This window comes from Globicatella sanguinis NBRC 15551 (genome assembly GCF_001552295.1).
GTDB classification, from domain to species: domain Bacteria; phylum Bacillota; class Bacilli; order Lactobacillales; family Aerococcaceae; genus Globicatella; species Globicatella sanguinis.
This window is the reverse complement of the sequence record NZ_BCQX01000066.1, coordinates 1-12,640: the sequence shown is the minus strand read 5'-3', so window position 1 is coordinate 12,640 and position 12,640 is coordinate 1. Positions and strand designations below refer to the sequence as shown.

General features: G+C 35.5%; 12 protein-coding genes and 1 other annotated feature. Of the genes, 8 read left to right on the top strand and 4 right to left on the bottom strand.

The genetic code is table 11. The features are described 5' to 3' along the window. Window positions 1–211: 211 nt before the first annotated feature. Together GSA01S_RS06680 and GSA01S_RS06675 are read right to left on the bottom strand one after the other, a co-directional pair. Entirely contained in the window at window positions 212–877 is a 666-nt protein-coding gene (locus tag GSA01S_RS06680) for a prepilin peptidase (protein WP_066126038.1), read from the bottom strand. A gap of 177 nt (window positions 878–1,054) precedes the next feature. Beyond that, a complete protein-coding gene (locus GSA01S_RS06675; RefSeq protein ID WP_245631288.1) occupies window positions 1,055–2,215 on the bottom strand; it encodes an aminotransferase class I/II-fold pyridoxal phosphate-dependent enzyme in 1,161 nt (386 codons plus the stop codon). Between the two features lie 152 nt (window positions 2,216–2,367). Then, window positions 2,368–2,626: a binding site (T-box leader), on the top strand. 41 nt (window positions 2,627–2,667) lie between these two features. Between GSA01S_RS06675 and GSA01S_RS06670 the strand changes: the two genes are divergently transcribed. The 5 genes from GSA01S_RS06670 to GSA01S_RS06650 all read left to right on the top strand — a co-directional run bounded on the left by GSA01S_RS06670 (window position 2,668) and on the right by GSA01S_RS06650 (window position 7,586). Then, entirely contained in the window at window positions 2,668–3,738 is a 1,071-nt protein-coding gene (locus GSA01S_RS06670) for a methionine ABC transporter ATP-binding protein (RefSeq protein ID WP_066126034.1), read from the top strand. Next, the gene (locus GSA01S_RS06665; RefSeq protein ID WP_066126033.1) at window positions 3,735–4,415 is read left to right on the top strand and encodes a methionine ABC transporter permease; all 681 of its coding nucleotides are present in this window, start codon (window positions 3,735–3,737) and stop codon (window positions 4,413–4,415) included. The genes GSA01S_RS06670 and GSA01S_RS06665 overlap by 4 nt, the downstream gene beginning before the upstream one ends. 49 nt (window positions 4,416–4,464) lie before the next feature. Next, complete coding sequence (locus GSA01S_RS06660; protein WP_066126032.1) at window positions 4,465–5,364, top strand: MetQ/NlpA family ABC transporter substrate-binding protein; 900 nt, start codon at window positions 4,465–4,467, stop codon at window positions 5,362–5,364. A gap of 307 nt (window positions 5,365–5,671) precedes the next feature. Next, window positions 5,672–6,499: a MetQ/NlpA family ABC transporter substrate-binding protein gene (locus tag GSA01S_RS06655; RefSeq protein ID WP_066126031.1), complete on the top strand. Its 828-nt coding sequence runs from the start codon at window positions 5,672–5,674 to the stop codon at window positions 6,497–6,499. A gap of 151 nt (window positions 6,500–6,650) precedes the next feature. Then, entirely contained in the window at window positions 6,651–7,586 is a 936-nt protein-coding gene (locus GSA01S_RS06650) for a GNAT family N-acetyltransferase (protein WP_066126029.1), read from the top strand. A 341-nt stretch (window positions 7,587–7,927) separates the two neighbouring features. Here GSA01S_RS06650 and GSA01S_RS06645 read toward each other — a convergent pair whose 3' ends face one another. Together GSA01S_RS06645 and GSA01S_RS06640 are read right to left on the bottom strand one after the other, a co-directional pair. After that, the gene (locus GSA01S_RS06645) at window positions 7,928–9,328 is read right to left on the bottom strand and encodes an HD domain-containing protein (RefSeq protein WP_066126027.1); all 1,401 of its coding nucleotides are present in this window, start codon (window positions 9,326–9,328) and stop codon (window positions 7,928–7,930) included. Window positions 9,329–9,339: 11 nt separating this feature from the next. Next, the gene (locus tag GSA01S_RS06640; RefSeq protein WP_066126025.1) at window positions 9,340–10,191 is read right to left on the bottom strand and encodes a lipoate--protein ligase family protein; all 852 of its coding nucleotides are present in this window, start codon (window positions 10,189–10,191) and stop codon (window positions 9,340–9,342) included. Window positions 10,192–10,284: 93 nt separating this feature from the next. Between GSA01S_RS06640 and GSA01S_RS06635 the strand changes: the two genes are divergently transcribed. The 3 genes from GSA01S_RS06635 to fba all read left to right on the top strand — a co-directional run bounded on the left by GSA01S_RS06635 (window position 10,285) and on the right by fba (window position 12,341). Further along, entirely contained in the window at window positions 10,285–10,680 is a 396-nt protein-coding gene (locus GSA01S_RS06635; protein ID WP_066126023.1) for a DUF1934 family protein, read from the top strand. A 42-nt stretch (window positions 10,681–10,722) separates the two neighbouring features. Continuing rightward, window positions 10,723–11,358, top strand: a complete 636-nt coding sequence (gene rpoE, locus GSA01S_RS06630) for a DNA-directed RNA polymerase subunit delta (protein WP_066126022.1) — start codon at window positions 10,723–10,725, stop codon at window positions 11,356–11,358. A 125-nt stretch (window positions 11,359–11,483) separates the two neighbouring features. Further along, entirely contained in the window at window positions 11,484–12,341 is an 858-nt protein-coding gene (gene fba / locus GSA01S_RS06625; RefSeq protein ID WP_066126019.1) for a class II fructose-1,6-bisphosphate aldolase, read from the top strand. Window positions 12,342–12,640: the final 299 nt, after the last annotated feature.

Sequence of the window (12,640 nt, the reverse complement as noted above, 5' to 3'; positions counted from 1 at the left end):
CCTACCCCCGCACAGTTGAGGCCACTCAACCACTGCGCTTTTAATTAACGCACAATAACGAGATTGAATTTTCCAAGATTATACTCAGCTATCTTAAGACGCCATTTGATACCACTCAACCACTGCGCTTTGAATTAAATGGATATGCCTGAACAAAATTTAAAAAAATTTTGCCCACTCCCACTTACACCAAAAAGTATAGAGCCCTTTTTTATAAGAGTAAACAAAATAGATAACTGATTGCGATGCTAGGGATAAAAGGAATGGCATTCCAGCGTTTGATGTGGTGATATTGTAATATGGAATAAAGAAGGCCGAACAAGGCTGCGCCTAAGATGAAATAAGGGATGGTCATTTCTTCTAAAGTGCAAGCTAATAAGCCGATTATTTTGGCATCTGCTCCTCCAAAAGACGTAGGGCGATAATAAATGATTGTTTCCAATAATAACCATATAACGACTGCAACCCACAGTGACTGTCTATTAAACAGACAAAGAACGACTAAGATGAATAATCCCCACCAATTGACTTGTAAATGAAAATAATCCTCAATGCTTAATAAAAGTAACCAACAAATAATGAGTGATAATAGATAACCTTCGTAAAGGTTATTGAATTGTAAATAATAAAGAGAAAGACCAAAGCAACCACCCAGTAATTCAAGAAAAAAATAATTACGATTTAAGCTCGCGTGACAATGACGACAGGTTCCTTTTAATATTAAAAATGATACCAAGGGCATCAGATCGATTGCTTCTAATGCGTGATGGCAGTTATCACAATGAGAACGACGTGTAAAGTTGATAGTTTGTTCACTGGCTATACAGGTAAAAAATGAAGCCAGACAAGTCCCAATTATAAAGAGTAGTACTGTCATTTTACAACCTCCTACTGATAGATACGCTATTTGAACTTAAAACATTTATCTAAATTCAATTTTTTAAACGAATTAAGTAGCAACAAAATCAAGATCAGCATCAAAAAACCTCAAATGTCCACTGGTTGATACCGTTACATTTGAGGTTATTACATTTATATTAAAGGATAGCGATTATTACGAAGGTTGATGCTCTTTTACAAAAGCAGTAATACGTTTCATTGCCTCTTTTAAAGTCTCAAGACTAGCGGCATAGCTGACTCGGAAGTGATCTTTACCGGCTGGTCCAAAACCTGAACCTGGTACAACGCCTACTTTGGCTTGATGTGCTAAATCTAAACAGAAATCACGATCATTGCCTTGGTACCAATCAGGAACTTTAACAAATAAGTAGAAAGCACCTTGAGGGTTTAAAGTTTCAATATTTATTTCTTTAAAAGCTTTCATTAAGAAATCACGGCGTTCTTTATAAATGGCGCGCATTTCTTCGCTAGCATCGTCTCCGTTGTCATATGCGACAATACTAGCGTATTGCATTTGCGTATTAGGAGTATTGACCATTGCCTGATGAACTTTAAATAACTGGTTGGCTACTTCAACCGGTGCTGCTAGAAAACCACTGCGCCAGCCTGTCATCGCATGCGATTTTGATAAACCATTAATAAGAATTGTACGCTCTCTTAATAATTTAGCCATTGAATAATGAGGATGATCATAAGATAATTCCCCATAAATTTCATCAGAAACTACCCATAAATCATATTTTTCTATAATCGGTACCAATGCACGAAGTTGCTGTTCAGTATAGGTACCACCGGTTGGATTAGCAGGATGGTTTAGTAAAATAGCTGTTGTGCCAGGATTATCGATGATGGCTGCTTCTAACTTCTCTGGTGTAAAGATAAAGTTTGTATCACTAGTATCAACCATGACCATTTCACCATGTGCCAAACTCACTTGAGTGTTATAGATAACATAATTGGGTGACGCTATTAGCACTTTATCGCCGGGATTTAAAATCGTTAAGAAACTAGCGAATAAAGCTTGCGTAGGTCCTGACGTAACAATGATTTCTGTATCAGGCGAGTAAGATAAATCATATTTACGTAAGACATAGCGTGCAATGGCTTGACGTAATTCAATCATACCACGTGAATGAGAGTAGCCGTTTAGATCATCCTTTATCGATTGAATCGCCGCTTCTTTAATAAAAACAGGGGTATTAAAATCAGGTTCACCAATTGTTAATGGAATTAAGCCTTCTATTTTTGAAATTTCTTCGTTGAAAGAACGAATAGGGCTTGGTTGTAAATGATTAAGTTGTTGATTAAATTTCACCGTTATCCCAACTTTCTATTGTTATTTCTTAAATTGTAGCATATAAAACCGCGATATAACAGTTAATTAAACAAAAAATGAGAAAAATGAGAAATTAATTAATAATTGTTGACAAAGAAAAAATTATCTTGTATGATAGCTACATAATATAAATAAACGCATTGATGTGGAAAGTAAAATTAATGGACATTTCCTAGAGAGCTTACATTTGGTGAAAGTAAGTAAATGAACTTAATTTGAAAATGGCCACTGAGCGGTCACTCTGAATGCTACGCAATAAGAGTGGACGGATCCAACCGTTAAAATGGCACAGTATCGTTAATACATGTTTGACTGTACTGTATGAGGTTAAATTAGCAATAATTTAACAAAAAAAGGTGGTACCACGAAATGATAACTCTCGTCCTTTATTTATGATAGGATGAGAGTTTTTTTATATTGGAGGGATAATAATGATTGAATTAAAAGACATTGATGTTGTCTTTAAACAAAAAGATAATGTCGTAACTGCAGTAAAAGATGTCAATTTATCAATTAATCGCGGCGAAATATTTGGAATAGTCGGCTATAGTGGAGCGGGAAAAAGCACTTTAGTTAGAACGATTAATTTATTACAAAGACCAACACATGGGTCAGTAATTGTTAATGGACAAAACTTAATTGAATTAGCACCCGCAGAATTAAGAACTGCACGCAAAAAAATCGGCATGATATTTCAACACTTTAATTTAATGAATTCAAGAACGATTTTTGATAATGTTGCATTTCCTTTAAAAGGCAGTGGCCTTTCGAAAAAAGAAGTCGCTCATAAAGTGGCTGAATTATTAAATTTAGTTGGACTGAAAGAAAAGTCCGATAGCTATCCAAGTCAATTATCAGGTGGACAAAAACAACGAGTGGCAATCGCTAGAGCTTTAGCCAATGATCCGGATGTCTTACTTTGTGATGAAGCAACCAGTGCCTTGGATCCAAAAACTACCAGCTCGATTTTAAAACTGTTAAAAGAGTTGAACCAAAAATTGAATATCACGATGGTTGTGATTACCCACGAAATGGCAGTTGTGAAGGATTTATGTGATCGAGTGGCAGTAATGGAAAATGGGCATGTCCTAGAAGAAGGCAGTATATTAGAAATCTTTACACAACCAAAACAACGTTTAACTAAAGAATTCATCAATACAGCAACCCATTTTGACCAAGAGATTGAATTAGTCTTGAAACATCCTCAAACCATTTCCATTAGTCATGAATCTGAATTAGCCAGATTAACCTATACGGGCGATCAAACGACTCAACCGTTTATTACAGAGGTTATTCGTGAATATGGGATTGAAATTAACATCTTATACGGTCATATTGAAATTATTCAAAATACACCTGTTGGCAATTTATTAGTCGCTTTAAAAGGAGAACCGCAACAAATTAATGCTGCTACTGAATTTTTAAAGCATCACTCAGTAAAAGTTGATTCGGTACAAACATTGTTTCAACAATATGTTCAAAAGGAGGCTGATGAGGCATGATGCAATTTATTGAAACCAATATGCCAGATGTATATAAATTACTTGACGATATCGTGAAAGCGTCTTGGGAAACGGTCTATATGTTACTCTTGACCATCATTTTTGCTGGTATATTAGGATTGATTGTCGGTGTCATTGTGACAGTGACACGACCTGGAGGCATTTTAGAAAATAAAGTTATCTATAAAATTCTGGATGCCTTTATCAATATCTTTCGTTCAATCCCCTTTATCATACTTTTAGCTTTACTGATAAATGTCACACGTTTTATTGTCGGAACAACTATTGGGTCAACAGCGGCTAGTGTACCGATTATCATTGCGACGATTCCATTTTTCGCACGACAAGTTGAAATTGCTCTTTTAGAAGTAGATTCAGGTGTGATTGAAGCAGCACAATCAATGGGATGTAGTCCATGGGATATTATTGTTAGAGTCTATTTAAGAGAAGGTTTACCGTCATTGTTACGAGTGAGTGCCTCAACAGTTATCAATGTCATTAGCTTAACGGCAATGGCTGGTGCGGTAGCAGGTGGAGGGCTAGGAACGATAGCAATTGCCAGAGGCTATAACCGTAGTAAAATGGATGTTATTTTAGTCGCAACATTCTTAATTTTAGTGATTGTCTTTGTAACACAACTCATTTTCAATTGGATTATTAAAAAAATTGAACACTAATTAACAATTTATCGGTCAAGTTTGACCTACTAAGAAAGGATTTGATTTTATGAAAAAATTTATTAAAACTATTTCATTAACTTTATTAACGAGCGCTTTAACTTTACCTTTGTTCACCAATGTGGAAGCAGAAGAAAAAAATGAATTTGAAGGGGAAAAGGTTACCGTTGGAATCGTACCGGGTTCGGCTGAAGATGTCTGGCAAGTAGTGGTTGATCAAGCGAAGGAAGAAGGGATTGAAGTTGAATTACAATTTTTCACCGACTACAATCAACCGAATGAAGCTTTACAAAATGGCTCAATTGATTTAAATGCGTTTCAACACATTGCTTTCTTAGATAACTGGAATGAATCTAATGATGGTAGTTTAGTTCCAATAGGATTTACATTCGTATCGCCAATGGGCACTTATTCTGAAAAAATTAAGTCTTTAGACGAATTACCAGAAGGCGGTACAGTCGCTATCCCGAACGATCCAACGAATGGTGGCCGCGCATTATTAGCTTTAGAATTAGCAGGAGTGTTGGAAATTGATGATGAAGCGGGAATTTTAGTAACTCCAGAAGACATTACAGTAAACCCTAAAAATATCAAAATTGAGGAATTAGATGCGGCGCAATTAGCAGCAACCTTACCTGATGTGGATGCAGCTATTATTAACACAAACTTCGCCAATGATGCTGGCTTATCATTAAAAGATGCTATCTTTGTAGATGCTGATTATCCAGAAAAATTAAGCGAGAAATATAAAAACTCGATTGTGGCTAGAGAAGAAGATAAAGAAAATCCATTATACTTAAAAATTGTTGAACTTTATCAAACCGATGCAGTAGCGCAAGCCATTTATGATACAACGAATGGTGGCGACAAACCAGTTTGGGAAAATGCACCGGTAATCGGGGAACAAACAGAAGATGAGACAACCCAAGAGACAACGGTAGCAGAGTAGTAAAATATAATTAATAAACTTGGGGGAGTGGACCAGAAGTAGAAAGTCAGTTGATTTTCGCTGCGTCGGCCAGTTGAGTAGGTCTCAAACAAGTCGTTAAGACGCCATTTGAAACCACTCAACCACTGCGTTTTGAATTAAATAGATATGCCTGACAGATTTTAAAAAGTTTTTGCCCATCTTCCCTTCTAAGACTTATTGTTCAGGACATGACACAATAACCAAGCAAAATGATTAACATTCGGGTTTTTAACGATTTTCCCATTAGAAAAAAGATCTTTAAATATTTATCATAAGGAGAATTCATATGAAAAAATTAGTAAAAAAAGTTAGTGTATTAGCGTTATTAGCAGGTTTAGTAGCACCAGCAACTGCCTTTGCAGAAGATAAACCGTTTGATGGGGAGACAGTTAAAGTCGGTGTGGCCAGTGATGATGAAATCGAAGTGTGGGAATTTGTAGCAGAATTAGCAGAAAAAGAAGGCATTACCCTTGAAGTTGAATTATTTAATGATTATGTTCAACCAAACGTGGCAGTCGCTAGTGGCGATTTAGACCTAAATGCCTTCCAACATGTGGCTTACTTAGAAGAATGGAATAAAGAAAATGACGAAGATCTGCAACCAATCGGCTATACTTATGTATCACCGCTAGGAGCATATTCTGAAAAAGTAACTTCATTGGATGAATTAGCAGAAGGAGCAGTAGTAGCTATTCCAAATGACCCAACGAATGGTGGACGTGCTCTATTATTATTAGAACAAGCAGGTGTCCTTGAAGTAGATGATGCAGCGGGCGTTTTACCAACTGTAAAAGACATTACTAAAAACGATAAAAAATTAGAGTTTAAAGAATTAGATGCTGCTCAAGTAGCGGTTAGTTTACCAGACGTAGATGCGGCGATAATTAATACAAATTATGCCTTAGACCATGATTTATCTATCGAAAATGATGCGATCTTTGTTGACACAGAAGATTTAGCTAAAGTGAACGAGGTCTATAAAAATGTGGTCGTAACGCGTAAAGATGATGTTGAAAATGAATTATACAAACATATTGTTGAATTATATCAATCAGAGGAAGTAGCAGAAAAAATTACTGAAATTACGGACGGTGCGAATGTTGCCGCTTGGTAATCACTGATTACACACCACAAACATACCTTTTGGCTATCGAATATTGATGAGATAGCTAGAAGGTTTTTTATTTTGTGAATTGACGACAACGTGATTTTGTTGTTAAATGAAGGTGTCTTAATAGAATATTGAATTTCAGTAGGAGTCAAGTATGAGTATTGTTGTGTTAAACCACCTATCATCAGAATTAAGAGATAACATTCATCAATTAGAACAATTGGTTCATCAGGTAGATCACACTTATCGTTGGTTATTTCTGTCTAATCAATATAATTTTAATCAAACGATGCCATTTTTAGTGTTATATTATCATCAAGGTCATCTCGTTGGTGTAGGAACAATCTATGCAGAGGATACAGCGTTAGCAGAAGTAGCGAGTATCGTCCATCCTCAATATCGAAAGCTACCAATTAAAGACGTAATAGTTGCTAAAATAAAACAAATTTGTCGTGATTATCGAATAAGAACGATTGGTTATAAAATAGAACGTAAATTTTATCAGCAATATCCCGCGATTTTTAATCGTTATCGTCTTAATCCTGATGCGATACCAGAATTGATTTTACAATTTGGAAATGATCAAAAAGAGTTTTTTGGTGCAGAAACTCAAACAATTACATCTGTGGAAGATCAAAAAAATAAACTCTGCGACCGTCAGCATTACGAAAAAGAATCAAATGTCATACAGGTAAGACGAGCATTACCCGAACACTTGCATTCAATTGCTCATATATTAGCGGAGTGCTTTGACGATTCATATTATGAAGAACGGCTTTTTGTGGAGCGAGTCGCAGCAGATAGCAGCATGGTATTGTATCAATTCTCTATTCAAAATCAAATCATCGGAACGTGTTCGATTGAAGTGCATCCTAAGGTTATTTATCTGTTTGCAGTCGCGATTAAGAAAAAACAACAAAATAAAGGGTTCGGAACTAAAGCAATAGCTCAATTAACCATTTATTTAACGCAAAAATATCGCCGTCCCTTACAAATTCAAGCCGATAAAAATAATAAAAAAGCGATAAAACTCTACCAAAAGCTTGGCTTTAAAACTGTGAGCGAATGGATTGAATTAATTGAAAAATAAGAATAAAATAGCAACTTAATTCGAAATGCTGTTGATTTTTGCGGGATCAACCTGAATTAAATTGCTATTTTTAATAGTTCATTTTGTTTGATTGGATAAAACAGTACCAGAAAGGCTAGGTATCAACTTGATAATTTCAGTTCAGCCAATCATCGTTTAGGATATGTTCATTGGTTGAGTGGCATTAAACGGGTTCTAATGATTAGGCTGATGCGTATTCAACTCTAAGGCTGAGTCAAACAATATGAAAAACAGCACATTTCGACTGCTCGCCTACTCGTTATGTTTATTAATTATTCAAGGTTAACGGGTAATTAGAGCTAGTGATTATCAAAATGTTTTTAATTAAAGAGTCGTTCTTGGATTTGGTAGTTAGTGTCATTGTATTCTTTTTCATGAGCCACTAAGATCATTTGTTGATTACTTGTCAATTTGTCGGCTGGAATACGTTCAAAATATGTCATTAATTGCCCTGGGAAATAAAGACGTAAATCTCCTTTTACTTCTCCAGCTAAGGTATTAACTAAAGCACTGACTTGTGATAATTCGACTTTATCGTATGTTTTGGTTAATAATTCAATTTGGGTACGTTGTTTTTTTTGATTAGGGCGATAGTAATCGTAAGGTAAATCATAACTACTATTGATACCAAAGTAATAATCTGGGTCAAACCCTGCTTGAATCATTTCATCTTGTAGGGCAATAGCTAAGGCTTCGCGATTTTCTTCGGTCACGATTAATGATTTAAAAGGCTTACGATTGACGAAGCGATAGGCTAAATCAGATAAAATCGGATCGTCTTCATAAATCCACATTGAGAAATAAGTGCTCATTACATGGTCATCTAATAGTAAGTAATCCTGTAAAGTCCAGGTGCCGGTTAAGAATGGTTTTAATAAGCCAGCCGGTTGTTTCATTTGTGTTTCGTCTTCTAAATAGAGTTTTTTAGCACGGTCTAATAAGCTCTTTAATACTTGTTCCATTCCACGTGATACCCCATGGAAATAAACTTGCATATACATTTGATATCGACTGACAACGTAATCTTCTACAGCGTGCATTCCCGAATAGTCAAAAGCTATTTGGTTATTATAAGGGCGTATTACTCTAAGCACGCGAGTTAAGTCGAAAGTTCCATAACTGACACCAGCATAATAAGCATCTCTAAGAAGATAGTCCATTCGATCGGCGTCAATTTGACTACTGATAATTTGTACTACTTGTTGGTTAGGATAAGTTTTATTGATGACACTGGCTACTTTTTCAGGGAAATCATCTCCAAAATAGCGCAATACTTGATTGATTTCTGTTTCAGAAGAAGTGATGATTTGTTGTGTTAAAGCCTCGTGATCCGTATTAAAAATACCTTCAAAGGTATGGGAAAATGCGCCATGACCAATATCGTGTAATAAGGCCGCACAAAGCGTCACCATATGCTCATCAGGATTCCATAAGCCATCATTGGCTTTTTTAGTTGCGTATTGGCGTTCGAACAAATCAATGATACGGCGTGTAATCTCATATACACCTAATGAGTGATTAAAGCGCGAATGTTCTGCCCCATGGAACGTAAAAGAAGAGGTTCCTAATTGCTTAATTCGTCTTAAACGTTGAAATTCACGTGTATCAATTAATTTTAAAATAATTTTGTCATGGATATGGACATAATCATGAACAGGGTCACGGAAAACTTTTTCACGAGGCAACTTTTGTGCCATAACTTTTTCTTGAAATGTTGACATATAGATGCTCCTTATTTATTAATTTGTAGAGGGTAATTACGATCAAGTGTTTTTTGGTACATTTTCTGGTAGAGTGCCTCTAATGCTTCTCCAGGATCAGGCAAATGAGTTAATTGAGTTTGTTGTTGAACGGTATTTAAAAGGAGTTGTTTAAATTTTTCGACAGATATCGGTTTAGCTAAGAAGTCGTTGATGTTGGACATCACATCAGGATTGACATTAGGGTATTGCGAATCAGCTTTTGATGTTTGATAAAACTGCCGGATTATTTTAGCTCGTTCTCTTTGATGACCTGTAACACTGATATAAGCGGCGACGGCCACACCATCTTTAAAACGACGTTGTGCAATGCCACCAATTTTTTGTTGTTGAATGACAATATCGTATGTACCAGGACAATAGGAATCGGGTACTTCGTAGCTTTCTACCTTTAATCCCATAGGACTAAGAGCTTCTTTAAGCCATCGAATCATTTGCTCATAGCCTTCATCAATAGTTAAGGGGTATTCCTTTAGATTACTGATAAAGGAAATATTGATAATGCCAGGGTCACTAACCACCGCTAGTCCACCATGAGCACGTAAATGGGTAGCGAATCCTTCCCAATTTAAATACGCTATACCTTCTGGTAATGCTTTTAATCGAGTGTCTTTAGGGCCCAGTATGATCGTTGGGTAATTGAGACGATAGAAGTGAATAATCCCTTTTGCCTGTGACGATTTATCAGACGGATGGTCATTAAGTGTCATAATATGGCGAATAAAAGCATCTTGCCAACTTAAAGCGACTAAACCATCATCTGCATTAGAACCTGAACCGACTTCAGTGTAAAGCCAATGATGATACGATAAAAACTCTGACATACCTTACCTCCAATAAACTGTAAAAATCGTGTTAATTCCTTTTTATTATAGCAAATAATAGGTTATAATTACTAGCAGAGGGGAAGTGAATTAGTGAAGCGTGAAAGCGTTACGGTAAAAGTGACCCAGAAAATTATGGATTCTACGACAAAACGTATTGAAAAATGGCGTCATCAAACACAAGGTGAGTATTATCAACTCAATTCATTTGAAAAAATTACTTACGAAGATCAACAAGGACAAATGGTTCATGTTAAATGGTTTCCTAATAATGGAAATTTAGAAATTAGTTATGGTTCTACCCGATTATTATTTAATAAAGAAGAGCCAACCCAATTAGCTTATTCGACACCACAGGGATTAATGGTGTTTGATGTCTTAACACATCGAATCAGTATTGCTGATAATAAAATTTCGGTGGATTATCAGCTATTAAATGAAAAAAACCCCATTGGTGATTATGATTTTAGATTGATTTATCATCAATAAATCGTTAAGATAGTAAGGTAGAAATATAAAGGAAGTGACGATATGGAGTTAAAGGCATTCGAAGGTCAGAACCGCGAGGAACTTTCATTAATTGAAGTTGCTCATGAAATATTAGTTCAAAAAGGTGATGTCATTGAATTTAATGAATTATTAATTATGATTCAAGAATATTTAGATTTAAATGAAGCCCAATTAGAAGCAAATTTAGTAAGATTTTATACTGATTTAAATATTGATGGACGCTTCATCTCATTAGGAGATAATCGTTGGGGCTTACGTTTATGGTATCCAATTGATTCAATCGACGAAGAAACGATTACTTCAGCAGAGGAAGAAGTTCCAAAACGCCGTCGTAAGAAACGTAAATTAAATGCATTTGCTGACGATGAAGACATGATCGATTACAACGATGATGACCCAGAAGATGGCGAAGTTTATGACGAAGAAGATGAAGAGTTCGATGAAGATGATGAAGACATGGATGATATCGACGAAGTCATTGCTAAAGAAGACGAAGATGAAGAAGAAGAGTTAGATCACTATGCAAGTGAGTTATCTGATTTTGAAGATGAAGACATTGATGAAGATGTTGAAATCGATGAAGAAGATGATGGATTAGTAGATGATGAAGAAGAAGATTTCGAAGAATACGACGAAGACGAGGAAGACGAAGATTAAATATCGCTTACATGATGAATTTGTGAAAAGATGTATTATTTTCACTAGCCTTAATCATTAAAATAAAGTATAATATTAAGTGAAATACATATACTATTTCTAAAGGATTTCAAGGAGGAAATATAATGAGTAGATTAGTTAGTATGACAGAAATGTTAAACAAAGCAAAAGAAGGTAAGTATGCAGTTGGTCAATTCAACATTAACAACTTAGAATGGACTCAAGCAGTATTACAAGCAGCACAAGAAAACAATTCACCAATTATCTTAGGTGTATCTGAAGGTGCTGGTAAATACATGGGTGGTGCTGAAGTTGTTGCAGCGATGGTTAATGCTTTAATGGAAACGATGGATATCACTGTTCCAGTTGCATTACACCTAGACCACGGTTCAACTGTTGAAAGTGTTAAACATTATATTGATGCTGGATTTACTTCTGTTATGTTCGACCATTCTCATTTCCCTATCGACGAAAATATCGAAATGACTAAAGAATTAGTTGAATACGCTCATTCTAAAGGTGTATCAGTAGAAGCTGAAGTTGGTACTGTTGGTGGTGTTGAAGACGGTGTAACAGGTGGCGTAAAATATGCTGACTTAGAAGAATGTAAACGTATGGTATCTGAAGCTAAGATTGATGCTTTAGCAGCAGCTTTAGGTTCAGTTCACGGTACTTACGATGGAGAACCTGTTTTAGGGTTTGATGAAATGGAAGCAATTTCTGATGCAACAGGAACACCATTAGTATTACACGGTGGATCAGGAATCCCTGATTATCAAATTAAAAAAGCTATCGAACGTGGACATGCTAAAATTAACGTTAATACTGAATTACAACAACAATGGACTAAAGCAGTTCGTGAAAAATTAAATTCAGACGATAAAGTTTATGACCCACGTAAAGTAATTGCTCCTGGTAAAGAAGCAATCGTTAAAATTACTAAAGAAACAATGGATATGTTTGGGTCAACTGGCAAAGCATAATCATTAAATAACGTTGATATATCAACGGTTTAAACACATTCAATAGCAAAAGGGCAAAAAAGGGGCAATTAGTATAAATTGTCTATCACATTTTGCCCTTTTTCTTTCGTTTTAGATGTCACATGGTTATATATTTTGGGTGTTGTTTTAGGATTAGAATGACCTACATTTTCTATGATGTGTTGACAATAGCAAATTTTGCTTGATTAGTAAGAAAGCATCATTCGTTAAATAAATAAATTTAAAAAACAGAGGCTGGGCAAAAACTTTTTAAACTCTGTTCAGGTATATCTATTTAA

Bases quoted from the DNA above. Each gene is read 5' to 3' on its own strand.
- GSA01S_RS06680 (WP_066126038.1), bottom strand. From the start codon at position 877: ATGACAGTACTACTCTTTATAATTGGGACTTGTCTGGCTTCATTTTTT.
- GSA01S_RS06670 (WP_066126034.1), top strand. From the start codon at position 2,668: ATGATTGAATTAAAAGACATTGATGTTGTCTTTAAACAAAAAGATAAT.
- GSA01S_RS06665 (WP_066126033.1), top strand. From the start codon at position 3,735: ATGATGCAATTTATTGAAACCAATATGCCAGATGTATATAAATTACTT.
- GSA01S_RS06660 (WP_066126032.1), top strand. From the start codon at position 4,465: ATGAAAAAATTTATTAAAACTATTTCATTAACTTTATTAACGAGCGCT.
- GSA01S_RS06655 (WP_066126031.1), top strand. From the start codon at position 5,672: ATGAAAAAATTAGTAAAAAAAGTTAGTGTATTAGCGTTATTAGCAGGT.
- GSA01S_RS06650 (WP_066126029.1), top strand. From the start codon at position 6,651: ATGAGTATTGTTGTGTTAAACCACCTATCATCAGAATTAAGAGATAAC.
- GSA01S_RS06645 (WP_066126027.1), bottom strand. From the start codon at position 9,328: ATGTCAACATTTCAAGAAAAAGTTATGGCACAAAAGTTGCCTCGTGAA.
- GSA01S_RS06640 (WP_066126025.1), bottom strand. From the start codon at position 10,191: ATGTCAGAGTTTTTATCGTATCATCATTGGCTTTACACTGAAGTCGGT.
- rpoE (WP_066126022.1), top strand. From the start codon at position 10,723: ATGGAGTTAAAGGCATTCGAAGGTCAGAACCGCGAGGAACTTTCATTA.
- fba (WP_066126019.1), top strand. From the start codon at position 11,484: ATGAGTAGATTAGTTAGTATGACAGAAATGTTAAACAAAGCAAAAGAA.